Here is a 26,112-nt window from a genome sequence, read left to right on the forward strand (position 1 = left end):
TCGTTCAAAATTTGCCCATTTCGCGACCAGACCGGGCGAGCAAGGCCAATCTGGGTTCATAATTGAAGGAATCATTCAGACAGACTTTGGGGAGCGGTACACATGGATTCCACGGTCGATGCCCTGCCGCGCGTGCTTCGCGAGCTCCAAGCAGACGGCCGCGAGAGCTACACACGCATCGCTGAACGACTCGGCATGTCCCGTCGCCAAGTCACCCAAATCGTGCAGGAAGCGATCGAACGCGGCGAAGTGCACATCACCGCGTCAGTGAGTCCTGATCTGCTCGGGGTAGAGCGTCTGGCCTACCTACAAATTTCCGTCGACGGCCCAGTCGCGCAGCTTTGCGAAGCACTCGTCGCGATGCCCGAAACATCCTTCGTTTCCGAAACGAGCGGGGCCACGCCGCTCGATGCGGAGCTGCGAGTGGGCGCCGACCCCCATCTTCGAGAGGCGATGGACCGGATCCGCGCGCTGCCCGGGGTCCGTGAGATTCAGGCACACCTGTATGAGAGCATCGAGGTGAACCTCTACTCGCCGCTGCGCAGCGGACGCACGAGCTTCGACGTTGATGCGGCAGATCTCGCGATCGTTCGCGCCCTCCGCGACGACGGGCGTGCATCGTTTCTCGAACTCGGACAGGCGGCCAATATCTCGCCCAGCGGTGCACGCCTACGGCTGCGCAAACTGATCGCACAGGGCGCGCTGAAAGTCGTCGGAATCCCGCTGCGCGGCAAGCGATCTGGGCCTGCTCCCATCGGGATTGGGATCAGCATCCAGGGACCGCTCGACGCTCCCCTCGCCCGAGTGCGCGCGCTCGATCCTGAGTTTCTCTCAGTCACCGTCGGCGAATTTGACATGATCGCGATGGTCACTGCGGACAACACGGCAGACCTCCTTGCGTGGATGGAGCAGGTGCGCTCTATCCCCGGCGTCGTGAACACGTCGTCCTGGTCGCACCTGCGAATTGCGAAGGAGCAGTACGGGCACGGGCACTCGCTCGAACCATTCACCCCCGTGGGGAAAGGCGCGGTCATCTGGGGCGAGAACCCCTCCCCCGACGAAGGCTAGGCCGAAGCTTCCCAGTCACGGTAGAGCTCCGGCCGGCGGTCGCGGAGGTAGTCTGCCTCGCCCGCCAAAACGGGAGCCGGATCGGGAATGTCCGCTACGAGCAGCTCGACCCCGGCGCCGGCGCGACCGAGCACGCGCCCCTCGCGCCCCGCCACCGTGCTCAACCCTGCGAACGGCAGATCTGCGTGGAACGCATGGTCCGCGTACGCGACGACCAGGGCGTTCTCGGCGGCACGCGACGGGACCGTCGTCATGGGCACGTACTCCGAGCCGGCCTCGATCGCTGTCGGCACGAGCAACAGGTCCGCGCCCTGCGCGGCGAGGAAGCGCGCGGGCTCGGGGAACTCGATGTCGTAGCAAATCTGGAAGGCCACGCGGCGTCCGTTCCAGTCCGCGACTCGGGGCGCCACCGTCGACGCGGTAAACGCGCCCGGCTCGTCCCCCCACAGGTGGACCTTCGCGTAGCGCAGCACCTCCTCGCCGCTCGCGCTCCAGAGACCAGCGGAGATGGTGAACCCGCCCTCGGGGTGCAGATCGGGGAACCCCGTGGCCACCGCGATGCCCTGCTCGGCGGCGATGAGCGCGATGCGCTCGGGAATGTCGGCGACGCGATCCTGTGTGAGCCAGTCTGCGAGGAGCAGCGGCACGTGACCCGTCACGAACAACTCGGGGGCAAGGATCAGCTCGGCGCCGGCGGCGACCGCCTCCGCCGCCCCCGCCCGCAGCGCGCCGAGGTTCGTGTCGACGTCAAGCGGCGACGATGATGCTTGGAGCAGGGCGATGCGCATGATGGTTAGCCCTCGCCGCCCACAATGAGGCCCGCAAGAGTCTTCTTGCCCCGGCGCAGCACGGCGTAGGTGTCGTGCAGCAGGTGGCCCGCCGCCAATTCCGCGTCGTCCGAGTCGATCGGGGCGCCATTGATGGTGACGCCGCCCTGAGCGATCGCTCGCCGCGCCTCGCCCAACGAGGAGACCAGGCCAGCGTCGACGAGCAGCTGGATCACGCGCGCGCCGAGCTCGGCCCGCACATGCGGCAGCTCGGTGAGCGCAGCGCCCAATGTTGCCGAGTCGAGCGCGGTGAGGTCGCCCTTGCCGAACAGCGCGTCCGACGCAGCGATGGCCGCCTCGGTTGCGGTCTTGCCGTGCACGAGCGACGTGACCTCGTAGGCCAGGCGCTTCTGGGCGGCGCGACGGAAGGGCTCTTCCGCAACCTGGCGAGCGAGCTCCTCGATCTCGGCGCGCGAGAGGAAGGTGAAAACCTTCAGCCGGTCGATCACGTCGGCGTCGTCCGCGTTGACCCAGAACTGGTAGAACGCGTACGGCGAGCACATGCTCGGGTCGAGCCAAATGGCGTTCCCCTCGCTCTTGCCAAACTTCGTGCCGTCCGAGTTCGTGATCAGCGGGGTGCCGATCGCGTGCGCCGACTTGCCGGTTTCGCGGCGGATCAGGTCGGTGCCGCTCGTAAGGTTGCCCCACTGGTCGCTGCCGCCCGACTGCAGGATGCAGTCGTAGCTGCGGAACAGCTCCAGGAAGTCGTAGCCCTGCAGGATCTGGTAGCTGAACTCGGTGTAGCTGATGCCCTCTTCTGAGTTCAGGCGGGCCGCGACTGCGTCCTTCTTGAGCATCGTGCCGACGCGGAAGTGCTTGCCGATCTCGCGCAGGAAGTCGATCGCGGTGAGCTCGGCCGTCCAATCGAGGTTGTTCACGAGGCGCACCGCGTTGTCCCCCTCGGCAGAGAGGAAGCGCGATACCTGCGCCTGCAGGCGCGACACCCACTCGGCGACCGTGTCGCGGCTGTTCAGCGTGCGCTCCGCAGTGGGCCGCGGGTCGCCGATGAGTCCGGTGGAGCCGCCCACGAGGCCGAGCGGCTTGTGCCCCTTGAGCTGCAGCCGGCGCAGGAGCAAGAGCTGCACGAGGTTGCCCAGGTGCAGGCTTGGCGCGGTCGGGTCAAACCCGCAGTAATAGGTGAACGGCTCGCCCTCGAGCAGTGTCGACAACGCCTCGGCGTCGGTCGATACGTGAATGAGGCCGCGCCATTCGAGCTCGTCCCACAGCGTTGCAAAGCTGTCGTCGAGCTTTTGGGCGGCGAAGATCTCGGTGCGTTCGTTCACAGCGGGTTCATCCTTCATCTAGTTTCTGCGCAGGATCCGGTGGGTGCTATTTTGCCGAACGGAACTCTGCGATGCGCTCGGCCAGACGCGCAAGCTGATCGTCGACCCGCACGCGGGCAGTACCGCCCGCGCCGACCCGGCTGTTCACCGAGCCCTCGATCGTGAGGACGTCGCGCACCGCAGGGGTGAGCTCCGGCGAGACGCTCTGCAGCTGCTCGTCGCTCGGTTCGTGCAGCTCGAGGCCGCGCTCCTCGCAGAACCGGACGAGCTCGCCCGAGATCTCGTGGGCGTCGCGGAAGATGACCCCCTGCTTCACGAGCCACTCGGCGACATCGGTCGCGAGCGAGAAGCCCTGGGGGGCGAGCGCCGCCATGCGCTCGGTATCGAAGCGCATCGTGGCGACCATGCCGGTGAACGCGGGCAGCAGCATCTCGAGCTGCGAGACCGAGTCGAACACCGGCTCCTTGTCCTCCTGCAGGTCGCGGTTGTACGCGAGCGGCATTGCCTTCAGCGTCGCGAGCAGTCCCGTCAGATTTCCGATCAGGCGCCCCGACTTGCCGCGCGCGAGCTCGGCGATGTCGGGGTTCTTCTTCTGCGGCATGATCGACGACCCGGTCGAGTAGGAATCGTGCAGGCGAACGAAGCCGAACTCCTTGGTGTTCCAGAGGATGATCTCCTCCGAAAGCCGCGACAGGTCGATGCCGATCTGGGCGCAGATGAACGCGAACTCGGCGACGACGTCGCGCGCCGCGGTGCCGTCGATCGAGTTCTCGAGCGGCTCGCCGAGCCCGAGCTCACGCGCCACCAGGCGCGGGTCGAGGCCGAGTGAGCTGCCCGCGAGGGCGCCCCCGCCGTACGGCGAGTGCTGCGCGCGGCCCGCCCAGTCGCGGATGCGCTCGAGGTCGCGCACGATCGGCCACGCGTGCGCGCCGAGGTGGTGCGCGAGCAGCACCGGCTGGGCGTGCTGCAGGTGGGTGCGGCCCGGCATGATCGCCTCGGGGTGGGCGAGCGCCTGGTCGAGCAGGGCGTCGAGCAGGTCGAGCAGCTGCACGCGAAGCACCGCCGCGTGGTCCAGCAGGAAGAGGCGCACGAGCGTCGCGATCTGGTCGTTCCGGCTGCGGCCCGCACGAAGCTTGCCGCCGAGCTGCACGCCCGTGATTTCGATCAGCCCGCGCTCGAGCGCTGAGTGCACGTCCTCGTCCGATTCCGCGGCGACGAACGCCCCGCTCGCCACCCGTGCGGCGAGTTCGTCGAGCCCGGCCCGCATTGCGGCGAGCTCTTCAGGGTCCAAGTACCTCGCCGCGGCGAGGGCCGAAGCGTGTGCCTTGGAACCGGCGATGTCGTAGGGCGCCAGGATCCAGTCAAACTGGGTGGACTTGCTCAGCGCCTGCAGCGCGGGCGACGGGCCGCTCGCGAAACGGCCGCCCCAGAGGGCACCGTCCTCGGCTGCGCGGTTGCTCGACTCGTCAGGGCTGGCGGCGGCGAGGCTTTCGTCGGTCATGATGATCCCAATCTTTTGGCCGTTGCGGGGCCGGGTGAACAGTCTGAAAAAATAGGTGCTAGTTGCTCTCGTCGAGCAGCCAGGACATGAGCGCTTTCTGCGCGTGGACGCGGTTCTCCGCCTCGTCCCACACGACACTCTGCGGCCCGTCGATGACGGCGGCGTCGACCTCGTACTCCCGATATGCGGGAAGGCAGTGGAGGAAGATCGCGTCGGGCTGGGCGAGCTGCATGAGCTCGGGGGTGACCCGATACGGGCCGAAACGCTCGACGCGCTCGGCCTTCTCCGCTTCCTGCCCCATCGACACCCAGGTGTCGGTGATCACGGCGTCGGCGCCGGTCACGGCGGCGACGGGATCCTGCAGGACCGTCACGCTGCCGCCGGTCTGCGCGGCGATCTTCTCGGCGTCGGCGATGATGTCGGCGCGCGGGTGGAAGCCGGCTGGGCCAGCGATGCGGACGTGCATGCCAGCGGTCGCAAGTCCGAGCAGGTACGAGTGGCCCATATTGTTGGCCGAATCGCCCAGGTAGGTCGCTGTGAGGCCCGCAAGCTCACCCTTGTGCTCACGGATAGTGAGCAGGTCGGCGAGGATCTGGCAGGGGTGGAAGTCGTCCGAGAGCGAGTTAATGACGGGAACGCTGGAGTTCGCCGCCATCTCTTCGAGCCCAGCGTGCGAAAAAGTACGCCAGACAATCAGCGAAACCATGCGCGAGAGCACCTTTGCGGTGTCTTCGATCGACTCTTTGACGCCGAGCTGTGAGGATCCGGAGTCCATGATCAGTGGCGCACCACCGAGATCACTGACCCCCACCGAGAAGCTCACCCGCGTGCGGGTCGAGGTCTTGTCGAAGATCACCGCGGCGGTCTTCGGGCCCTCGAGCGGTCGCTCCGCAAATCGATCGCGCTTCAGACGCTCCGCACGGTCGAGCACCAGAGTCTGCTCGGCAGGGGAAAGGTCGTCGTCGCGAAGGAAGTGTCTGATCACCCCTCCAGTCTATGACTGGAGGGGGCAATGCCAATTCGCGGCCGCATTCGTCACCGATTCCCGGGAACGACGGAGGGGCCCGGGGCGCTTTCGCACCCCGGGCCCCTCAACACTCAGAGAGAGTTACTTCTGGCTCTTCAGGCGAGCCGTCGCGCGCTGGCGTGCACCAGCTTCGAGCTCAACCTTGCGAATACGAACGACCTCGGGGGTGACCTCGACGCACTCGTCCTCGCGGGCGAACTCGAGGCACTCCTCGAGCGAGAGCTGGCGAGGCGGGGTCATCGACTCGAAGGTGTCCGAGCTCGCGGCACGCATGTTCGTGAGCTGCTTCTCCTTCGTGATGTTGACGTCCATGTCCTCGTTGCGCGAGTTCTCGCCGATGACCATGCCCTCGTAGACCTCCTGCGTGGGGCTGACGAAGAAGGTCATCCGCTCCTGCAGCTTGATCATCGAGAAGGGGGTCACGACACCCATGCGGTCCGCAACGATCGAACCGTTGTTGCGGGTGACGATGGGGCCAGCCCACGGGGCGTAGCCGTGCGAGATCGCGTTGGCGATGCCGGTGCCGCGGGTGGTGGTCATGAACTCCGAGCGGAAGCCGATGAGGCCACGCGCGGGGACGATGAACTCCATGCGCACCCAGCCGGTGCCGTTGTTCGACATGCCGTCCATGAGGCCCTTACGGGTCGCCATGAGCTGAGTGATCGCGCCGAGGTACTCCTCGGGGGTATCGATGGTCAGGTGCTCGAACGGCTCGTGCTTCTTGCCATTGATCTCCTTCGTCACCACCTGAGGCTTGCCGACGGTGAGCTCGAAGCCCTCGCGACGCATGTTCTCGACCAGGATCGACAGAGCGAGCTCGCCGCGGCCCTGCACCTCCCACGCGTCGGGGCGTCCGACGTCAACGACCTTGAGCGAAACGTTACCGATGAGCTCGCGGTCGAGGCGATCCTTGACCATGCGGGCGGTGAGCTTGTGGCCCTTCACCTTGCCGACGAGCGGCGAGGTGTTGGAACCAATCGTCATGGAGATTGCGGGTGCATCGATCTCGATCTTCGGCAGGGGACGAACGTCCTCAGCATCGGCGATGGTCTCGCCAATGGTGATGTCCTCGATACCGGCGATGGCAACGATGTCGCCGGGGCCAGCCTTCTCGGCGGGGTAACGCGAGAGCGCCTTGGTGAGCATGAGCTCGGTGATGCGGACGTTCTGCACGGTGCCGTCGTGGCGCACCCAAGCAACCGTCTCGCCCTTGCGGATCTCGCCGTGGAAGACGCGCAGCAGCGCGATACGGCCGAGGAACGGCGAGGAGTCGAGGTTGGTAACGTGCGCCTGCAGGGGGTGCTCGTCGTCGTAGGTCGGTGCAGGAACGTGCTCGATGATCGCACCGAAGAGCGCCTCAAGGGTGTCGGTGTCGGGCAGCGTGCCGTTGGCCGGCTGGTTCAGGCTCGCAGCGCCGGCGCGGCCCGAGAGGTAGACGACGGGCACGTTGAGCACGGCGTCGATGTCGAGATCGGGGTGCTCATCCGCCATGTCCGACGCAAGGCCCAGCAGCAGGTCCTGGCTCTCGTCAACGACCTCCTGAATGCGGGAGTCGGGACGGTCCGTCTTGTTGACGGCAAGAATAACGGGGTGCTTGGCCTCAAGGGCCTTGCGCAGCACGAAGCGGGTCTGGGGCAGCGGGCCCTCGGACGCGTCGACGAGCAGAACAACACCGTCGACCATCGACAGTGCGCGCTCCACCTCGCCGCCGAAGTCGGCGTGGCCGGGCGTATCAACAACGTTGATGACGATCGGGCCGTTCTTCGCGTGCTCACCGTCATAGCTAATGGCGGTGTTCTTCGCGAGGATCGTGATGCCCTTTTCGCGCTCGAGATCGTTCGAGTCCATCACGCGGTCACTCACGTCAGCGTGTGCGTCGAACGAGTTCGTCTGGCGGAGCATCGCGTCAACGAGCGTGGTCTTTCCGTGGTCGACGTGAGCCACGATGGCGACGTTGCGAAGGTCTTCGCGGGTGGCAAGAGCCATAGAAGTATTGTCCTAACGAGGATGGTTGCGTCGCCGGCTGAGCGGGATGCTGAAGAAGCCGACGAGCTAGTTTAGCGAATCGGTGTGGGGAATCGGCTGGTAAAACCGGAAGTCAGGCTCCCAGCGGGATATTTGCGCCCGGAATTGCGGCCAAAAGATTCTTTGTGTACTCCTCGCGGGGGGTGTCAAACACCTGCTCAGTGCGAGCGTGTTCAACAATTCGCCCCTGCTGCATGACGCAGACTTCGTCTGCGATCACACGCACAACCGCAAGGTCGTGCGTGATGAAGAGATACGTCAGCCCCAGCTCGCGCTGCAGCTCTGCCAGCAATTCTAGGATCTGCGCCTGAACGAGAACGTCAAGCGCCGAAACAGCCTCGTCGAGCACCAGAATCTCTGGTTTGAGGGCGAGCCCTCGCGCCACGGCAACTCGCTGTCGCTGTCCACCGGACAGCTCGTTGGGGTATCGGGTCGCGAGCTCCCGCGGCAGGGCTACCTGGTCGAGCAGCTCGAGCATGCGTGCCTTGCGGCTGGCGCTGTCGCCCACCTTGTGGATGTTCAGCGGCTCCATGATGGTGTTGCCGATGTTGTGCAGCGGGTCGAGCGAACCGTAAGGATCCTGGAACACCGGCTGCAACGTCCGCCGCAACGCAAAGGTCTCCTTCGCATCCATCAGGCTGGTATCCCGGCCCGCGATCACGATCTTGCCGGCGGTGGGCTGTTCGAGCTGCAACACCATCTTCGCGATGGTGGACTTCCCCGACCCCGACTCACCCACCAGCGCCATCGTCTGTCCACGCTTGATGGTGAACGAGGCGTCATCCACGGCCTTGAAATCCTCGTGGCCGAAGTTGCCCTTGCGTAGCTTGTAGACCTTGGAGAGGTTCGAGACCTCAATCAGGGTCTCCCCTGCCCCGACGACCTGCGTCGACTGGGCGGCAAGCGAGGCGAGGTCGAACTCGCTCGCCGGCGCCGCGGCGCTCACCCCGGCGCTGATCCTGCGTGACGCGAGGCTCGGCGCGGCCGAGACGAGACGCTGCGTGTAGGGGTGCTGCGGGCGCTGCAAAATCTCCCGGCTGGGGCCCGACTCGACGATCTTGCCCTTGTACATCACAATGAGTTTCTCGGCGCGCTCTGCCGCAAGGCCCAGGTCGTGTGTAATGAACACCACGGCGGTGCCTGACTCGCGCGTGAGCTTTGCCATGTGGTCAAGGACCACGCGCTGCACCGTGACGTCAAGCGCAGAGGTGGGCTCGTCCGCGATGAGCAGCTGCGGGTTCGCCGACATACCGATACCGATGAGCGCACGCTGCTTCATGCCGCCCGAGAACTGGTGCGGGTATTGGCGCATCCGGCGCTCGGCATCGGCAAGGCCAGCCTGCTTGAGCACCTCGACTGCGCGTTCCTCGATCTCCTTCTTGCCGGTGGCGACGCCGTTGGCACGGATCGCTTCCTTGACCTGATAGCCGATTGACCACACCGGGTTGAGGTTCGACATCGGGTCCTGCGGCACGAAACCGATCTCGCGCCCGCGGATCGACTCGAGGTCACGGCGGTGCAGACCGACCAGCTCACGGTCGTTCCAGCGGATGGAGCCGCCCGTGACGGCGCCCGTGCCCGGGAGCAGGCCGATCACGGCGTGCATCGCGGTCGACTTTCCCGAACCGGACTCCCCCACAATCGCGACGGTCTCGCCGGGGTAAACATCCAGGTTGATGCCGTGCAGCACCTCGTTGGTCTGGCCGCCGTTATTGAACGCGACCCGCAAGTCGCGCACGCTCAGCAGTGGTTGACGCTCGTTCATCGCTGCGCCCTCGCCTTCGGATCAAGTGCATCTCGGACGACTTCTCCGAGCATAATGAAGCCCAGCACGGTGATCGTGAGCGCCATGGACGGGTAAATCAGGGTCTGCGGGTTGTTGCGCAGGTCACCTTGGGCGGCGCTGATGTCGTTGCCCCAACTCATGAACATCGAGGTGGGCAGGCCGAGCCCCAGGAACGAAAGCACCGCCTCGGCGACGATCGCGGCCGAGAGCGAGAGCGTGGTGACGACGATCACGGGAGCGATCGAGTTCGGCAGCACATGCTTGATCAGCGTCTTCATGCGCGAGAGGCCGAGCGATTTGGACGCCATCACAAAGTCCGCGTTCTTCACGCGCAGGATCTCGGCGCGCAAGATGCGCGCCGTCACCGGCCAGGAGAAGGCCCCGATCGCGAGCGCGATGACGAAGACGTTGCGGTGCGCGGAGAAGACGCTCATCACGATCACTGCCGCGAGGATGTAGGGAATCGAGAAGAAAATATCTCCCAGGCGCGAGAGCACCGTGTCAACCCAGCCACCGAAGAAGCCGGCGAGCGCACCCATGATGGTGCCGATAACGAAGGTCATCGTGATCACGATGAGGCCGACGGATACCGAAGTGGACGTACCGTGGATAATCCGCGAGTAGACGTCGCAGCCCTGGCGGGTGAAGCCGAGCGGGTGACCCGCGGTGGGACCGCCGTTCGAAAGAGCGAGCTGGCAGGCCCGAGGATCCACCTGGGTGAAGAGAGTCGGGAACAGCGAGACGACGATTACGAGCAGGATGATCGCGGACGAGATCCAGAACATCGGCCGCTTGCGCATATCGCGCCAGGCGTCGAGCCACAGATTGGACTTGCGTTCGGCGATGCGCACCGCGTCGACCGCGGCGACCGGGGTCTCTTCGAAGGGAGCAACAAAGTGCTCGGGGATGGGATTACTTCGCGACTCAGGCATAACGGATCCTCGGATCAAGCACGGCATACAAAAGGTCTACGACGAGATTCACGCCGAGGTAGACGAGCACCATCACGGTGACGAACGAGACCACCGTGGCGTTCTCGCCGCGCAGGATTGCCTGGTAAAGCGTGTTCCCGACGCCAGGCACGTTGAAAATGCCCTCGGTCACGGTCGCGCCCACCATCAAGATCCCGAAGTCGGCCGCAGTGTTGGTGACGGTCGGGATGAGTGAGTTCCGCAGCACGTGCACCGGAATGACGCGCCCGCGGGAGAGGCCCTTGGCGTAGGCGGTCCGCACGAAGTCCTGGTTCAGGGTGTCGATCACCGAGGCGCGCGTGAGACGCATGCTGGTGGCGTACAGGCTAATGCCGAGCACGATACCCGGGAGGAGAAGGTCCTGGATGGGGGCTCCGGTACCCACCGTTGTCCGGAACCAGCCCAGCTTGATACCGAAGAAGAACTGGGCGATGAACGCGATCACGAAGATCGGCACACTCATCATGACGAGACCGATGATGAGATTGATGTTGTCGAAGAACTTGCCCTTGCGCAGCCCCGAGATGAGGCCGATCACGACGGCGAGCGTCAGCTCGATCACGATCGCGATCGCCGCGAGCTTGATCGTCACGGGGAAGGTACGGGCCAGAATCTCATTGACCGATTGGCCCGAGAAACTCGTGCCGAAGTCGCCGACGAAGATCTTCCCGAGGTAGATCAGGTACTGGACGATAAACGGCTTGTCGAGGTTGTACTGCTCTTGCAGACGTTCAACGACCGCCGGGTTCGGGGTTTTGTCACCGAACATCGCGGCGATGGGATCGCCTGGCATGGCAAACACCATGAAATAAATGAGGAAGGTGGTGCCGAGGAGCACGGGCACGACCTGCAGCAAACGGAAGAGGATATAACGCAGCACGCCTAGTCCCCCGTTCCGTGGGTGAAGTCTGACATGGGGAAATTCTCTCGTAACTTCGAGTTCTATGGGTGGTTCGCGGCGGCTCTGTCGCAAACACGGAGCACGACGATCGGGGTGACGAGGCCGTGATGAAATCGCGGGAAGGCCCCGGGGCGGGTGAGCCCCGGGGCCTTCGCACTAGGGAACTACTTCTTGGTGATCTCGTAGTAGATCGGCACCGAGTTCCAGCCGAACTGCACGTTCTCAACCGTGTCGGCGTAGCCGCCGGTCACGTTCGAGTACCAGAGCGGGGTCGCCGGAAGGTCTGCGAGCAGCACCTCCTGCGCTTCCTGGAACTTCATGTTTGCCGAGGCGAGATCGGTATCAACCGCGCCCTCCTGCAGCAGCGTGTCGAAGGCTTCGCTCGAGTAGTCGCCGTCGTTCGAGCCAGCGTTCGTGGCGTACAACGGGCCCAGGAAGTTGAACAGGCCCGGGTAGTCCGCCTGCCAGCCGGTACGGAAGGCCGTCTGGATGGTGCGGTTCGTGACCTCGTCGCGCAGCTCAGGGAACGTCGGGTACGGCTTGCCCGCAGCCTCGATACCCAGCGTGTTCTTGATGCTGTTCGTGGTCGCGTCAACCCAGGCAGCGTGTCCGCCGTCACCGTTGTACGCGATCTCGAAGGTGCCACTCCACGGCGCGATTGCGTCGGCCTCAGCCCACAGCTTCTTCGCCTCTTCGGGGTTGTACTCGAGGACCTCAGCGCCCTTGAGCGAATCCGACCAGCCGTCGATGACGGGCGAGGTGAAGTCGCTTGCGGGGGTGCGGGTGCCCTCGAAGATCACGTCAGTGATCTCATCACGGTTGATGGACATGGAAATGGCCGCGCGGCGAAGCTTTCCCTCTTCCCCACCGAAGTGCGCGAGGCTCTCAGGAATGGTGAAGGACTGGAAAATCGCGGCGGGCTGGTTGACCGCACGATCGCCCAGGTCAGCTTCGAAGTTCGCGAGCGATGCATCAGGAATCGCGTCGATCACGTCGAGGTTGCCCGAGAGGATGTCCGAGTACGCCGCGTCCAGCGAGACGTAGAACTTGATGGTGAGGCCACCGTTCTTGACCTCACGAGGACCGTTGTAGTCGTCGTTCTTGACGAGCGCGATCTCCTCGTTGTGCTTCCAGGCGTCCCCCTCACCGAGCTTGTAGGGGCCGTTGCCGATGGGTGCCTGGCCGTACGCCTCGAGGTCATCCCATGCCGAGTCGGGCAGCGGGAAGTATGCCGAGTAGCCGAGGCGCAGCGGGAAGTCCGAGGCCGCCTTGTTCAGCTTCACCGTGAAGGTCGTGTCGTCTACGACCTTGAGGCCCGAGAGCTCGGGAACGTTCTCGTCGTAGCTGAAGCCCTCGATGTCCTCGAAGAAGTAGCTGTTGAGCTGCGCATTGTCGAGCGCCGCACCGTAGTTCCACGCATCGACGAAGTTCTTCGCCGTGACCGCGGTACCGTCGGTGAACTTCGCGTCGTCGCGGATCGTAATCGTGTAGTTCGTCGCGTCATCGGACTCGATCGACTCGGCAATGTCGTTGTGCGGCGCACCGTCTGCGTCGTAGTAGACCAGGCCCGCGAACATGGCGTCGAGAATCTTGCCGCCGCCGACCTCATTGACCATGGTCGGGATCAGCGCGCTCTGCGGCTCCGAACCATTGGTCGTAATGACTGCCGACGTGTCTCCGCCGCTGCTACCGCCGCCGTCTCCTGCACCCTGCGAGCAACCCGCAAGTGCCAGAATGCCCGCGGTGGCCACGGCGATGACGCCGAGTCCCATGCGTGAACGATTCATTTTTCCTCCTTGAAAAGGGATTCGCAGGGGTCTCGACGACGCCCGAGTAGCGCGCCACCATGCACCCCCGCGAGATAACGCCATGAGCCTAACGAATCTGGCTCGGGGCGGACCCCACAGATGGCCACACGTGGCGCAAAGGTGACCAAACCGTAGCCAGCCCTCCACGAGATCGACAATCTTTCACAACGAGAGGCGTAGATTATTGTAGAGATCCCACTGGCTGACTCTGCTCCATAGAGGGCCTGGTTGGCCCCAGAAAAAACTGCCTCTCTTCGCGCTTCACGTTGCTTTTCAGACAGGATCCGACGCAGTGAACGGGCCGCCCCGATCGACCACAAAACGCCCTACGCTGAAGGCATGCAGCCCCTCTCTTCCGCGCCGATCCAGCAGACGCTGTCCCGAGGGCGCATTCGCGCCGAGATCGCCGTCGTGCTCGCGCTCTCGTTTGGCGCCTCGGCGATCTATGCGATCGTCTCGATCATCGAGCGCCTCACCCGCGAGGCTGCACTCGCAGAACAGACCGCGACCATCAACCGACAGCTCTCCGATCGCCCAGCGTTCGACCTGGTGTCTCAGCTGCTCGGTTTCGCCTTCGGGCTCGCTCCCGTCGCCCTCGTGATCTTTCTGCTCTGGCAGCAGAGTCGCCCGCACCTCGGCCGGCTCGGCCTCGCCCCGCGCCCCGGTGCCTGGTGGATCCGCGACAGCGGCTGGGGCCTCGCCCTCGCCGCCGCCATCGGGATCCCGGGTCTCGCGTTCTACCTCTTTGCACGATCCATCGGCATCAACGTGAACGTCATCCCGACCGAGCTGGACGCCTACTGGTGGACCGTCCCGGTGCTGGTGCTGGCCGCGCTACGCGCCGCGCTCGGCGAGGAACTCATCGTGGTCGCGTACCTCTTCGCCCGGCTCCGCGACCTCGGCTGGCGCCCGTGGAGCATCATCGTGACGAGCGCGCTGCTGCGCGGCAGCTACCACCTCTACCAGGGCTTCGGCGGGTTCATCGGAAACGTCGCGATGGGGCTGCTCTTCGGGTGGGCATACCAGCGCTACGGCAGGATCCTGCCGCTCATCGTCGCGCACTGGATTCTCGACATTGTGAGCTTTGCGGGGTACGCGCTCGCGGTCGCGTGGTGGCCCGGCCTGTTCGGGCGGACCCCGTAACGAACGGGACTAGGCCGGCTTGATCGCGTCGGCCATCGCCTGCATGAGGCCCCAGACCTGGTCGTACAGTTCCGGCGAGTCCGCGCATTGCCCGGCCGGCTTCACGACCTTGTAGCTGGTCCCGGCCACGCGTTCAATACCCCAGCCCGTCTTCATCGCCGCGCCGCAGCTTGCGGGGAACGAGTCGGTGAGTGCCGAGGTGATCTGCATGGTCTCCCCGTCGAAGACGTAATTCAGGGCGCCAAAGCGCCCGGACACGTCGGTCACGGCGTTCCACTGATCGATGCGCATCGAGCTCGTCGTGCCGACGTCCACCGACGGCGCGCGGTCGCTGCTCGGTGTGGGCTCGGCAGTCGGCTTGGTCGTCGGCGACGTTGTCGGCTTCGGCGAGGTGACGGCGGGCTCGGTCGTCTGGATCGGGTCAGCAGACACATCTGCCCCACCGCGCGACAGATTCATCACGAGGATCGACACGAGGATCGCCAGGACCGACGCAAGGCCCACCACGATCCATGGAATCAGCGCGGGGTTGCGGGTGTTCGTGGCGTCGTCCTGGAAGTTCGGGGTGGCGTCATTCACGTCCACCACCCTACCGGGGCTAGCCGAGCAGACCTGCCAACGCACCAATATGTGCCGGGCCGGTACCGCAACAGCCACCGAACACGGCAAGGCTCGGCGCAGAGTTCGCGAGCGCGAGCGTGGCGGCGGCGAACGCCTCCGGCGCGTCACCGGGACCTTCGTCGCCCTCGTGCGCGGCGTTCAACCGCACGCCTACCAGCCGCTCACGGGCACCTGCGGAAGGCGCCTTCGCGAGCGCGCGTGCGGCGGCGGCGGGGTGCGCACAGTTGATCAAGAAGCCCGACGCGGCCGAACCGGTAGCCTCGTCAACCGCCCGGATCGCGATGTCGAGGGTCGACCCGTCGGCGAGTAACCCGTCCTCCCCGACGGTGAACGACACGTACGCCGGGACCCGGGAGGCGACCGCTGCCCGGACCACGCCGATCGCCTCTGCCGCGTCGAGTGTGGTGACCGAGGTCACGCGGTCGGCACCGGCCTCGGCGAGGGCGGCAACCTGCGGCGCGTGGTAGCGCTCGGCGTCTTCTGGGCTCATCCGTGTCGCCGCGTCGAACTCGTCAAACCGAGGGCCGACACAGCCGTTCACGACGACCTCGGCCTCCGGCGCGAACGCCTCGGCTGTTGTGCGCACGAAGGCAACGGCGTCCGCGTTGACCCGCGCGAGCGACTCGGCATCGTCGCCCAGCACGCTGCCCCAGTCGGCGTTTGCGCGCCAGGTGGGGGTGTCGAGCACGATGGGAATTCCTGTGGTCTCAGCGAGCGCCATGTAGGGGCGGAAATACTCGCGCAGTGCTTCTCGCCCTGAGGCCGTTGCGAGCAACGGGTACGCCGCAAACTCGGTCAGTTCCTGCCCAAGCCGGTCCTCGAGTTCCGTCTCAATGCCGCCGTCGGCAATCATGTGGCTCACGCGGTCTCGCCTTCGCCCGCGCCACCGTGCTCGGCGCGAAAGACGTGCACGAGGGCGTTCGCGTGGCCGTGTCCCACGCCGAGCTCCTTGAGGAACGCGACCTGGTCCATGTGCTTCTTGCCGGCATGCGGGGCGAGCGTCTCGAACCACTCATCGATGCTCTTGCCGTACTTGGCTTCGATGGACGGGAAGTAGGACTTCGGTCCCTGTACTTTTTCGGTCATCGTGGCCCCTTTGCTCACCTCGCGCCGCCCATGCGACTCATGTGCGCCCAGTCTGACACAGGCCCCCGGCGTTCCCGGGCGAGTCGTGCGGGAGGATCCTGCGTCAGTAGATGAACGTTAGGCGCCGAGCTTGCCGCCGAGACGCTGCCTGATGCGCGTGCTCGCCTCGTTCAGGCCGACGAGCTCCACGTCGATGCCCCGAGCGGCATACTTCGCCTGCACGCTGTCGAGGGCGGCGACCGTCGAGGCATCCCAGAGGTGGGAGCGCGAGAAGTCGATGACCACCCGGCCCGGATCCTCCGCGTAGGAGAACTGAGTCACGAGGTCGTTCGACGAGGCGAAGAACAGTTCGCCCTCGACGGTGTAGCGCGCGATCTCGCCGACTTCGTCAGTCTCGATCGCGCGGGACACCGTGCAGAAGTGCGCCACGCGGCGGGCGAACAGGATCGAAGCTGCGACGACGCCCACCCCGACGCCGATCGCGAGGTTGTGTGTCGCCACGACCGTCGCGACGGTGATGAGCATGATGGCGGTCTCGGACTTGGGCATGCGCCGAAGGGTCGACGGTCGGATCGAGTGCCAGTCGAAGGTGATCGCTGAGACGAAGATCATCACGGCGACGAGGGCGGCCATCGGGATGACCGCGACCACGTCGCCGAGCACCACAACGAGCACCAGCAGGAAAGCGCCCGCGACGAAGGTCGAGATGCGAGTGCGCGCCCCTGAGGCTTTGACGTTCATCATCGTCTGACCGATGACGGCGCACCCGCCCATACCGCCGAGGAACCCGGTCACAACATTCGCGATTCCCTGCCCCCAGGCCTCGCGCGTCTTGTTCGAGTGGGTGTCCGTGACCTCGTCCACGAGCTTCGCGGTGAGGAGCGACTCGAGCAGCCCAACGAGGGCCATCGAGACCGAGAACGGCAGGATGATCTGGAGCGTTTCGAGGGTGAGCGGCACGTCGGGCAAGAAGAAGGTCGGCAGAGCATCGGGCAGCGTTCCCTTGTCGCCCACCGTCGGGACGTCGAATCCACCCAGCACGGTGACGAGGGAGAGGACAACGATGGCGATGAGCGGGGCAGGGATGGCCTGGGTGAGCTTGCCGAAGCCCCAGATCATCGCGATGCCGGCGGCGACGAGCGGATAGACGAGCCACGGCACCCCGGTGAGCTCGGGAAGCTGCGCCATCAGGACGAGGATCGCGAGCGAGTTGACGAAGCCGATCATGACCGAGCGCGGGATAAACCGCATGAGCTTTGCGACGCCGAGCGCGCCGAAGAGCATCTGCAGGATCCCCGCCAGGATCACCGCAGCAATGAGGTACTGCAGGCCGTGCGTCGAGTTGAGCGGCGCGATGACGAGTGCCACCGCTCCCGTGGCGGCCGAGATCATCGCCGGGCGACCACCCACGATCGCTGCAGTCACCGCCATCGTGAACGAGGCAAAAAGCCCCACGCGCGGGTCGACCCCGGCGATCACGCTGAACGCGATGGCCTCGGGAATGAGCGCGAGCGCCACGACGATCCCGGCGAGCACTTCGGTCCCGAGCCAGCGCGGCGTGCGGAGGGTGCGGAGCACCGACTGTCGCTCGAGTGGGGTCGCGGATAACCGAGTGGGGGCCATGGGTTTCATCCTCCCATGCTCGGGAAGTCGCGGCAGCGGGCCGAATCCCGTTAGCCGAGCCCGGCGACCAGGTTGATCACCGTCGCTAGGATGCCCGAGCCAAAGAGGTAGGCAAGCAAGGTCTGACCGATCACGATTCTGCGGATCGCGTTGTTCGTGACTGCTGTGTCTGCAACCTGGTAGGTCATCCCGAGTCCCACCGAGAAATAGGCGAAGTCGGTGTACTGCGGGTCTGCACGCTGGTTGAAACTGATGCCGCCCTGCAGCCCGGGCCCACCCTGGTAGTACATCTGGGCGTAGTGCAGCAGGTAGTTCGTCTGAATCAAGGCCCACGATGAGACGACGCTGAGCACTGCAATGCCAGCGAGCACCAACGCTTCCACCCCGCCCGATTGCCGCCCCTGCACCATCACGACGCCGACAGCTGCGAGGCTCACGACACTGCCCAGAATGGCGACGATCCGGGCGAGGTTGCGTCCGGTGTCCTCGGCAGTTGCGTGGTCGCGAGTCTCCTCGGGGCCCATGTTCCAGACCGTCAGCAGGGTCCAGCTCAGGACCGTAATAGCAAGGGCGGTCCACCCCGCGAGAAAGCCCGCAGCGACTCCGAGCGGAGGCGCCGCTGCGGCGCCGACCGCTATGCCCACGACGAGCGACGCAATCCATCGGAGTCGCACCTGGGCGCGCACAGACAAACGGGTCATGGCCCGATCGTAGCTTGAGGCCGTGTCGAGTCCGGTCGCGCGACAGGATCCTGCCGGGCCTAGACCAGCTCTGTGACCGTCCCGTGATCGACGTGCCAGCGGCGGTCCAGGCGAACCGTGCTCAGCATGCGCCGATCGTGGGTGACGAGCAGCAGTGCCCCCTCGTACGTCTCGAGCGCTTGCTCGAGCTGCTCGATGGCGGCGAGGTCGAGGTGGTTCGTCGGCTCGTCGAGCACGAGCACGTTGACGCCGCGGGCTTGCAGCAGCGCCAGCCCGGCGCGCGTGCGTTCCCCTGGCGAGAGCTCACCTGCGGCCCGCATGACGTGATCGGCTTTGAGTCCGAACTTCGCGAGCAGGGTGCGCACCTCTGCCGCGGACATCTCGGGGACGAGTCCCTCGAAGACGTCGGCGAGCGGGGCAACCCCCGCGAAGAGGGATCGCGCCTGGTCTACCTCGCCGATGGCGACTGAGGTGCCGAGCGCCGCGGATCCCTCGTCGGGGGCCTGTCGACCCAGAAGCACGCGCAGCAGGGTGGACTTGCCCGCGCCGTTCGGGCCGGTGATGCCGATGCGCTCGCCCGCGTTCAGCTGCACAGAGACGGGGCCGAGCGTGAAGTCGCCCTGGTGCACGACGGCGGCATTCAGCGTCGCGACCACGGCGCTCGAGCGCGGCGCTGCGCCGATCGTGAACTCGAGCTGCCATTCCTTGCGCGGCTCCTCGACCTCGTCGAGGCGACGGATGCGGCTCTCCATCTGGCGCACCTTCTGCGCCTGCTTCTCGCTCGACTCGGTGGACGCCTTGCGGCGAATCTTGTCGTTATCAGGAGCCTTCTTCATGGCGTTGCGCACACCCTGGCTCGACCACTCGCGCTGGGTGCGGGCTCGCCCGACGAGGTCGGCCTTCTTCGCAGCGAACTCCTCGTAGTCGTCGCGCCTATGCTGGCGCGCGATCTCACGCTCCTCGAGGTACGACTCGTAGCCGCCCCCGAACACCCGGTTGCTGTTCTGCGCGAGGTCGAGCTCGAGCACGCGCGTCACGCAGCGCGCCAGGAACTCGCGGTCGTGGCTGACGAGCACGACGCCGCCGCGCAGACCCTGCACGAAGGTCTCCAGGCGGTCCAGGCCGTCCAGGTCGAGGTCATTGGTCGGCTCATCCAGCAGCACGATGTCGAAGCGGGAGAGCAGCAGCGCGGCGAGACCCACGCGTGCCGCCTGGCCACCCGAGAGCGAGGTCATCAGGGAGTCCGGGCTGACGACGTTGCTCGACGCTTCCGCACCATCGCTCAGGCTCAGGCCGAGGTCGGCGAGGGTCGCGGGAAGCCGCTCTTCGAGGTCGGCGGCGCCGCTCGCAAGCCAGCGGTCGAGGGCCGCAGCGTAGACGTCGCCGGGGTCAGGCGCACCCGGCGCCTGCGGTTCGGTGTCGCCGAGTGCGGCAGCGGCCGCGTCCATCTCGGCCGTGGCACGCGCGCAGCCGGTGCGGCGGGCGACGTAGGCGGCGATGGTTTCGCCCGCCACACGGTCGTGTTCCTGCGGCAAGTAGCCCACGAACGCGTCGCTCGGGGCAAGGCTGACCGTGCCGGCCTGCGGCTCGAGCTCGCCGGCGAGGATGCGCAGCAGGGTCGACTTGCCTGCGCCGTTCACACCGACCACGCCGACAACGTCGCCCGGCGCGACGGTCAGGTCGAGGTGCTCGAAGAGGGTGCGGTGGGCGTAGCCGCCGGCCAGGCCGTTTGCCACGAGTGTTGCGGTCATCCGTCTAGCCTATTGAGGATTTGCGGGCGGTATCTCGCGCACCGTGTAGCTGCGTCGGATCGCCGCTGTCGACCGGCCCCACTCGCTCGCCGATGCGCGATGTTGATGCGCGCGGAACGCCGCGACATCCACGAATCTCTCGTCGACCTGCCAGATCAGTGGGTCGGGGGTCACGGCGACCTCGAACGACAGACATCCGGGCTCGGCCCTGGTGAGTTCCGCATGCCGCGGCAAGTGGTGCCGCACGATGTCGACCTCGGCCTCGTCGGCACAGATCAGCTGGCCGGTGAGCACGATTTCGTCCATGGCCCCAGTTCACCCTGTTCTCGGCTGACAGCGCAACCGGTCTCTGGCTCTGCCTGGGCAGATGCCGTTTAGCGGAAGCGGTCCCGCAGCGTGTCGAGTCCCTGCTGGGCGCCGCGACGCACCTCAACCATCGGATCTTTGAGCAGCTTCCGGAGACTGTCCATGTCTTCCGGCGATCCGACCGCGCCGAGCGCGCGCGCCGCCGCGACACGCACGCGGGGAACACCATCGGCAAGCGTTTGGGTGAGTTCAACTACCGCGGGAAGTCCGCGCGCGGCGATCACCCGGGTGCCCATCTCGCGCACGCGCCAGGCGGGGTCGTTCAGGGAGTGGATCACCGCGGCGATGGCCGAGTCATCCCACACGTACAGCAGTGCGCGAAGCCCCCAGAGCTCGGGCCAGAACAGCACGGGGGCGCCGTCCAGAACGCCCTGCGCGTGCTCGCCGCCGACGTAGAGCAAAAAGTCGGCTCCCTCATTCTTGCCGGCCATGAGCCCGAGCGCGCGGGCGATCACGTCGGCTTCGCCGTACAGCTCGATGGCGGCCTCAAGCCTCCGCTCGAGGGGAAGATCGACGGGAACCGGAGTGGGCGCTGAGTCTGCTGCTGGGTTGTGAGGCACCCACCCACCCTAGGCGCTGCGGCTTGTTCCCACCTGCCAAGGGACGTAGCGAGACTGGCCCTCCCAGGAACCGTGCTCGGAAAGCGGCCGAAAGCGCAGCGTCGTGAACTCGCGGTGAAAGTCCTTGCGGTCACGTTCGGCCATCGCCGCGGCGCGGCGAGCGCGAGCGTCGCCTCGGGGTGGTCCCGCACCTGGCGTTCCACCGGGCGGCCCCAGCGGATGAACCGCGGCAGCTGGAAGAGGCGCATGCGGGCGAGCGTCACCGCAACGACGGGCTCGTCTCGCTCGGAGCGTCCCGCCACCTCGGGCAGGTGGGCAAACTCACGCACGCTGCCCCAGCGGCGCAGGAATATGAGCCGGACGTGCCAGCCCTCGCCGAGCTTTTGTCCGAATGGGTGCTGCTTGAGGAAGTCATCGAGCGCCGCCTCGTCATCCCACTCCGCGAACACCGACATGCGCTGCATCTGCATGCGGCGGACGGAAAACACGGGCGAACCGAGCTCCATCCCTCCCAGCACTTCGATGCGGCGCAGCCCCGGTGCGCTCGGTGCCTTCAGCAGCGCACCAGCGGCGCGGTGGAGCGGCAGGTGCGCGAGGTGGAAGGAGTGAACGCCCATGCGGCCCAGTCTGTCAGTCACGGACGCCGATCGCCCGCGAGCAGGGCGTGCAGCAGCGGCAGCACGGACAGGGCAATCACGACGGTCCCCAGCACCGCGTCGTCGGCACGCAGCACGGCACCACCGATCAACAGCGACCCGAACAGGATCCCGGAAAGGCCCCGCCTAGCGGTGCGCTCGAGCCGGGCCACCCGCTGTTCTAGTCGCGGGCTCGACACCGCGAGCTGCCCGTCCTCCACCCGCGTGAGCACCGAGTCGATTCGCTTCGGCAGCCGCCACGCGACGCCAACCATCGTGGCGGCTTGCTGGGCGAAGTCCTGGACGACGTTGCCGCCCTCGTCACGCAACAGCTGCGCCGCGTACGGTTCGACCGAGTCCCACAGGTTGAACTCGGAGTTGAGCGCGCTGCAGACCCCAGAGGTGAGTGACATCGCTCGGATGATCAGCATGAAGTTCTCGGGCAGCTGGAAGGGGAGCGATCGCACGACATCGCCGAACTGCACGGCGAAATCGCGGAACTCCCTGGGGTCTACGTCTTTGAGCTCGGCAAACCCCATACCCCCGAAGCGCGCGAAGAGCTGTGTCATGGCGCGCTCAAGCTCGGTCGTCTCCGCGGTGGGCAGGAGCACTCCCACCTTGCGGATCGCCTCGACGAGGCCGCGACCATCACGCGATGCAACCGCGACCAGTAATGTGCGCAGGCCCGCGCGCGTGTCGGCCGGCACCTCGCCCATCATGCCGAAGTCGATGAACGTCAGCTTCCAATCGGGACCGCCCTCGCCAGCCTCCCCCGGGGTGACGAAAATGTTCCCGGGATGCGGGTCAGCGTGGAAGAACCCGTGCGTGAACAGCTGGTCGAACATCACTTCAGCGAACACCGGTGCGACTGTCGCCGGATCGATGCCTGCCGCGCGCAGCGCCAACGAATCGGTGATCTTGATCGCCGTCACGTCCTCGAGCGTCAGTACTCGGCGGCTCGTGCGTTCCCAAACAATCCGGGGCACCGCCACCCGCGTATTGCCTGCAAAGTTGTCCGCGAATCGCTCGGCGCTTGCCGCCTCGTGGAGATAGTCGATCTCCTCCATGCTGGTCGCTGCAAACTCCTCGACCAGAGCGGGCATATCGACGCGGTCGGCGACGATGCGCACCCGGCTGAGCCAGCCGCCCACCTTGCGCAGCGCCGCGAGGTCGATGTCGACGATCTCGTCGATCCCTGGCCGCTGCACCTTGATCACGACGTTCCGCAGCCCCGTGTCCGCCGCGTCAGTTGCCGCGAGCCTGGCACGATGCGCCTGCCCGAGCGACGCTGCGGCCAGCGGAATCTCGTCAACGCTCTCGAACGCGCGATCCAGCGAGACGCCCAGCTCCGCCTCGGCGAGCGCCCGGATCTCGCTGAACGGGACTGCCGGCACCTCGTCTTGCAGGCCCTCCAGCTCAGACGTAATCTCCGGGGGGAGGACGTCCAGGCGCGACGACATGAACTGGCCGACCTTGATCATCAGCCCGCCGAGATCGACCGCGAGCAGGTGAAAGCGCCTGGCGAAGGTGTGCATGCGTTTCGCCCGCGTGCGTTCGGCAAGCCCTGCCAGCCCCAGCCGGGGCAGGATCAGCTCGAACCACCAGGTGACCGCCAGATGCCAGCCGGCGAAGCGGAGGATCCTGCGATATCGCGCGCGAGAGACTCTCGTGCTGGGCAACGCGCCTTCTCGAGTAGGAAGTACCGGGGGCACTCGCGCTAGTCCTGGGCGAGAATGGCGTACAGGCGGCGGCGAGACTCGTCGAGCACCGTGACGGCCTGCTTCACCTGTTCCGGCGAGCCGGTGCGCCCGACCTGCGATGCGGCTTGTGCAAGATCGAAGCCCGCTTTGGACAGTTCAGCGAACGCTGAGCCCTTCCCTGAATCTGAGGCCTCCCACTGGGCCGGCGCCTCGAGGTCTGCGGCTTCCTCGCGCCCGGCGTCCGTCAAAGTGTAGGTCTTGCGGCCGTTCGACTCTTCTGCGCGAATGAGGCCCTCATCTGCAAGCAGCTGCAGGGTGGGGTAGACGGAGCCCGCACTGGGCTTCCAACTCCCGCCGCTGCGCTCTTCGATCTCGCGAATGATCTGGTAGCCGTGCATCGGCTCTTCGCGCAGCAGCGACAGGACCGCGGTGCGCACCTCGCCCCGGCCCACGCGCCCGCCGACGCGCTTCTCGAACTTGGCGCGCAGCTGCTCCATCGCCTGCCACATCGTGTCGGTGTGGTGCCCTGACCCGAAGCTTCCGGTGGGGAATGAACTACTCATGATGCCCTCCTCAGTGATCGTGAACGATACCTCGAGGATATATCGCTCACTCCCTCAGCGATAGTCTCTCGCGGCGAACACTCAGCTCGGGCTGCAGGCTCTCCACGATGACGCGCACGCCACGCTCCCCCGTCCCCGTGGGCAAAAGCGCATACACGTGCACCTGCCCCTGAGCCTCGTGCCAATCCACCGCGACCCCCGCCTCACGCGCCTGGTCGCGCAAGAGGTGCGCGTCAGGGTTCAGCACGTCGCGCGTGCCCGTCAGGATCGTCAGCGGGCCGAGGCCGGTGAGGTCTCCGAAGAGTGGGCTCACCACCGGATCCTTGATGTCGTCCTCGCCACGCCACGCGTCCGCGAGCACACGCCCTCCGGGGCGAGCGAGCCACGGATCGCTCGGCTGTACGGCATCGATCCTGGGGTTCTTCCAGGTGAGATCGAGCGCGGGCGAGAGCAGCGTGGTCGACGGCAGGATCCTGCCCGCATCGCGCAGCGCGAGCGCCACGGAAAGGGCGATCTGGCCGCCAGCGGAATCCCCGGCCAACCTCACCTCGCCCTCGCCATCGAGCTCTTCTTGCACCAGCGCGACGACGCCGTCGCGCACCTCGCGCGCGGTGCCGAACGGCACGAGCGGGTAGATCGGCACGACGACTCGCTGCCCGGTCTCGCGCGCGATCCGGGCGATCAACTGCCAGTGCTGACCCGCGATCTCATTCACCCAGCCGCCCCCGTGCACGTAGACGACGACCGACGATAGCTTGGGCTCGGCGCCCGTGGGCTCGACGTCGTAGACGGGCCAGCCGAGCGGGTTCGGCACTCGGCGTCCGACACGCACGCCTGACAGGCGCTCCGGCGGCCCGTACGACGTGGGCCGCAGCGTGCGCTCGCGGATGCGGTCGTGAGCGCCCGCTGCCGTAACGAACGGCCGATTGGCCCGGATCGCCTTAAGAAAGACAGGCACGAAGGGCTCAGGCAGGCGAATCGGCATAGGGGTCTCCCGGGGTTCGACGTCGGACTGCAGCCAGGATAGTCCCCGTGCTCCGAGTGAGGCCGGGCCAACTGATGGAGAGTCGGTTACCGTCGTAGCTATGCACATCGACATCCAGACCTCGCTCGGACCAGGACGGCTCGTCGTCGATGCGGCAGCGGATCCGCGCGCGGTGCTCTGGCTGGGTCACGGTGCCGGTGGTGGGATTGACGCGGTCGACCTGTCGGCGCTCGCGGCAGCGTTGCCCGGCGCTGGCATCACCGTCGCGCGCTACGAGCAGCCATGGCGGATGGCGGGACGAAAGGTCGCCCCGCGGCCTGCGGCCCTCGACGTGGGGTGGCTGGAAGCCGCGCCGCGCGTGGCCGAGCTGGCCGCGGGTCTCCCCCTCGTTGTCGGCGGGCGAAGCGCCGGCGCCCGCGTCGCGTGCCGCACCGCAGCGGCGGTTGGCGCCGCCGCAGTCGTGTGCCTCGCTTTTCCACTGCACCCGCCAGGGAAACCCGAGAAGTCGCGGATTGACGAGCTGCTCGAGCCGCGTGTGCCAGTGTTCGTTTTGCAGGGTGTTCGGGACACGTTTGGCGATGCGGAGGAGGTGCTGACGGCGCTCGCCCCACACTCGGGCCGCAGCATTCGCGTCATCGAGGTGCCCGGCGCCGACCACTCGATGAAGGTCCTGAAGTCGTCACCGCTGGACGCGGGCGGCGTTTCGCGGCTCATCGCGGAATCGGTGCGCGAGTTTGTTGCCGAGGTTTCCTGAGCCTGACGCCCGCGCGGCATTGCAACGCCGGCCGCCCACATCCAGCGCTGCCATAACGCCGATTGCGTGTCCACGCCACGAGACTCCGTCGGCCTCACTAACCTCCCGAGGTTCCTGACGTATTTGGGGCGCCCTGAGCGTGACCCTGTTGCCTCGGCGTTCGCTACGCGCCTGCTCGACGAGGGCGGTGAGGTCTTCGATATCTGGGACCCGGAGCAGATGGATGTCTGGCGCATCCCGATCCGACGGGGCCGGTACCTGCTGATCTCCGGCGGGCACGCGCGCATGAGGCCGACCTCGTGCTCGACGACCCGATCCATTTCCCCGCGGATATTCTCGCGCACGGCACCCTCGCTGGGGAATGACTGGACGCGGGAAACGAGGACGTCCTCTTGAGGATCGACGCAGCGTATGACGCGGGCCTCTC

General features: G+C 66.3%; 24 protein-coding genes. 3 read left to right on the top strand and 21 right to left on the bottom strand.

All coding sequences use genetic code 11. From position 1 onward, the window contains the following. Positions 1 to 102: 102 nt before the first annotated feature. Complete coding sequence (locus tag JW030_RS10410) at positions 103 to 1,068, top strand: Lrp/AsnC family transcriptional regulator (protein WP_188046312.1); 966 nt, start codon at positions 103 to 105, stop codon at positions 1,066 to 1,068. Here JW030_RS10410 and JW030_RS10415 read toward each other — a convergent pair. The 9 genes from JW030_RS10415 to JW030_RS10455 all read right to left on the bottom strand — a co-directional run bounded on the left by JW030_RS10415 (position 1,065) and on the right by JW030_RS10455 (position 13,176). Then, complete coding sequence (locus JW030_RS10415) at positions 1,065 to 1,856, bottom strand: nitrilase-related carbon-nitrogen hydrolase (protein ID WP_188046311.1); 792 nt, start codon at positions 1,854 to 1,856, stop codon at positions 1,065 to 1,067. The genes JW030_RS10410 and JW030_RS10415 overlap by 4 nt on opposite strands. Before the next feature lie 5 nt (positions 1,857 to 1,861). Continuing rightward, positions 1,862 to 3,178, bottom strand: coding sequence for a tyrosine--tRNA ligase (tyrS, locus tag JW030_RS10420; protein ID WP_241095420.1), 1,317 nt, complete (start codon positions 3,176 to 3,178; stop codon positions 1,862 to 1,864). Between the two features lie 46 nt (positions 3,179 to 3,224). Further along, positions 3,225 to 4,679 (bottom strand): argininosuccinate lyase, encoded by a 1,455-nt coding sequence (gene argH / locus JW030_RS10425; RefSeq protein WP_188046309.1) that lies wholly within the window; start codon positions 4,677 to 4,679, stop codon positions 3,225 to 3,227. A 58-nt stretch (positions 4,680 to 4,737) separates the two neighbouring features. Further along, positions 4,738 to 5,664 carry an ornithine carbamoyltransferase gene (argF, locus tag JW030_RS10430; protein ID WP_188046308.1) on the bottom strand — a complete coding sequence of 309 codons (927 nt, stop codon included), beginning with the start codon at positions 5,662 to 5,664 and terminating at the stop codon, positions 4,738 to 4,740. Positions 5,665 to 5,787: 123 nt separating this feature from the next. Next, positions 5,788 to 7,692 (bottom strand): translational GTPase TypA, encoded by a 1,905-nt coding sequence (typA, locus tag JW030_RS10435; protein ID WP_188046307.1) that lies wholly within the window; start codon positions 7,690 to 7,692, stop codon positions 5,788 to 5,790. A 112-nt stretch (positions 7,693 to 7,804) separates the two neighbouring features. Next, positions 7,805 to 9,496, bottom strand: a complete 1,692-nt coding sequence (locus JW030_RS10440; RefSeq protein ID WP_188046306.1) for an ABC transporter ATP-binding protein — start codon at positions 9,494 to 9,496, stop codon at positions 7,805 to 7,807. Further along, the gene (locus JW030_RS10445; RefSeq protein WP_188046305.1) at positions 9,493 to 10,449 is read right to left on the bottom strand and encodes an ABC transporter permease; all 957 of its coding nucleotides are present in this window, start codon (positions 10,447 to 10,449) and stop codon (positions 9,493 to 9,495) included. The genes JW030_RS10440 and JW030_RS10445 overlap by 4 nt, the downstream gene beginning before the upstream one ends. After that, positions 10,442 to 11,368, bottom strand: coding sequence for an ABC transporter permease (locus JW030_RS10450; RefSeq protein WP_188046304.1), 927 nt, complete (start codon positions 11,366 to 11,368; stop codon positions 10,442 to 10,444). The genes JW030_RS10445 and JW030_RS10450 overlap by 8 nt, the downstream gene beginning before the upstream one ends. A 185-nt stretch (positions 11,369 to 11,553) precedes the next feature. Next, positions 11,554 to 13,176 (bottom strand): ABC transporter substrate-binding protein, encoded by a 1,623-nt coding sequence (locus JW030_RS10455; RefSeq protein WP_188046303.1) that lies wholly within the window; start codon positions 13,174 to 13,176, stop codon positions 11,554 to 11,556. A 360-nt stretch (positions 13,177 to 13,536) separates the two neighbouring features. Here JW030_RS10455 and JW030_RS10460 point away from each other — a divergent pair, with 360 nt between their 5' ends. Continuing rightward, positions 13,537 to 14,340: a CPBP family intramembrane glutamic endopeptidase gene (locus tag JW030_RS10460; protein ID WP_188046302.1), complete on the top strand. Its 804-nt coding sequence runs from the start codon at positions 13,537 to 13,539 to the stop codon at positions 14,338 to 14,340. 9 nt (positions 14,341 to 14,349) lie between these two features. Here JW030_RS10460 and JW030_RS10465 read toward each other — a convergent pair whose 3' ends face one another. The 12 genes from JW030_RS10465 to JW030_RS10520 all read right to left on the bottom strand — a co-directional run bounded on the left by JW030_RS10465 (position 14,350) and on the right by JW030_RS10520 (position 24,931). Then, positions 14,350 to 14,919 (bottom strand): hypothetical protein, encoded by a 570-nt coding sequence (locus JW030_RS10465; protein ID WP_188046301.1) that lies wholly within the window; start codon positions 14,917 to 14,919, stop codon positions 14,350 to 14,352. A gap of 19 nt (positions 14,920 to 14,938) precedes the next feature. After that, the gene (locus tag JW030_RS10470; protein ID WP_223159988.1) at positions 14,939 to 15,814 is read right to left on the bottom strand and encodes a homocysteine S-methyltransferase family protein; all 876 of its coding nucleotides are present in this window, start codon (positions 15,812 to 15,814) and stop codon (positions 14,939 to 14,941) included. A gap of 5 nt (positions 15,815 to 15,819) precedes the next feature. Further along, on the bottom strand, positions 15,820 to 16,047 hold the full coding sequence (locus JW030_RS10475; protein WP_188046299.1) for a DUF4287 domain-containing protein: 228 nt from the start codon (positions 16,045 to 16,047) through the stop codon (positions 15,820 to 15,822). Between the two features lie 117 nt (positions 16,048 to 16,164). Continuing rightward, the gene (locus JW030_RS10480) at positions 16,165 to 17,670 is read right to left on the bottom strand and encodes a SulP family inorganic anion transporter (RefSeq protein WP_188046298.1); all 1,506 of its coding nucleotides are present in this window, start codon (positions 17,668 to 17,670) and stop codon (positions 16,165 to 16,167) included. Positions 17,671 to 17,720: 50 nt separating this feature from the next. After that, a complete protein-coding gene (locus JW030_RS10485; protein ID WP_188046297.1) occupies positions 17,721 to 18,371 on the bottom strand; it encodes a DUF1345 domain-containing protein in 651 nt (216 codons plus the stop codon). Positions 18,372 to 18,430: 59 nt separating this feature from the next. Continuing rightward, positions 18,431 to 20,122: an ABC-F family ATP-binding cassette domain-containing protein gene (locus tag JW030_RS10490; protein WP_188046296.1), complete on the bottom strand. Its 1,692-nt coding sequence runs from the start codon at positions 20,120 to 20,122 to the stop codon at positions 18,431 to 18,433. A 9-nt stretch (positions 20,123 to 20,131) separates the two neighbouring features. Next, complete coding sequence (locus tag JW030_RS10495; protein WP_188046295.1) at positions 20,132 to 20,428, bottom strand: putative quinol monooxygenase; 297 nt, start codon at positions 20,426 to 20,428, stop codon at positions 20,132 to 20,134. Positions 20,429 to 20,496: 68 nt separating this feature from the next. Beyond that, on the bottom strand, positions 20,497 to 20,943 hold the full coding sequence (locus tag JW030_RS10500) for a HEAT repeat domain-containing protein (RefSeq protein WP_241095421.1): 447 nt from the start codon (positions 20,941 to 20,943) through the stop codon (positions 20,497 to 20,499). Next, positions 20,940 to 21,665, bottom strand: coding sequence for a hypothetical protein (locus tag JW030_RS10505; protein WP_241095422.1), 726 nt, complete (start codon positions 21,663 to 21,665; stop codon positions 20,940 to 20,942). The genes JW030_RS10500 and JW030_RS10505 overlap by 4 nt, the downstream gene beginning before the upstream one ends. A gap of 17 nt (positions 21,666 to 21,682) precedes the next feature. Continuing rightward, positions 21,683 to 23,362, bottom strand: a complete 1,680-nt coding sequence (locus JW030_RS10510) for an AarF/ABC1/UbiB kinase family protein (protein ID WP_223159973.1) — start codon at positions 23,360 to 23,362, stop codon at positions 21,683 to 21,685. A 38-nt stretch (positions 23,363 to 23,400) separates the two neighbouring features. Beyond that, complete coding sequence (locus JW030_RS10515; RefSeq protein WP_188046293.1) at positions 23,401 to 23,946, bottom strand: PadR family transcriptional regulator; 546 nt, start codon at positions 23,944 to 23,946, stop codon at positions 23,401 to 23,403. Between the two features lie 46 nt (positions 23,947 to 23,992). Continuing rightward, a complete protein-coding gene (locus JW030_RS10520; protein WP_188046292.1) occupies positions 23,993 to 24,931 on the bottom strand; it encodes an alpha/beta hydrolase fold domain-containing protein in 939 nt (312 codons plus the stop codon). A 100-nt stretch (positions 24,932 to 25,031) separates the two neighbouring features. On the opposite strand from JW030_RS10520, the gene JW030_RS10525 reads away from it, so the two are divergent. Further along, complete coding sequence (locus JW030_RS10525) at positions 25,032 to 25,685, top strand: alpha/beta family hydrolase (RefSeq protein WP_188046291.1); 654 nt, start codon at positions 25,032 to 25,034, stop codon at positions 25,683 to 25,685. The last annotated feature ends 427 nt before the right edge of the window (positions 25,686 to 26,112 follow it).

It is taken from the genome of Leucobacter sp. CX169 (assembly GCF_017161405.1).
Taxonomy (GTDB): Bacteria; Actinomycetota; Actinomycetes; order Actinomycetales; family Microbacteriaceae; genus Cx-87.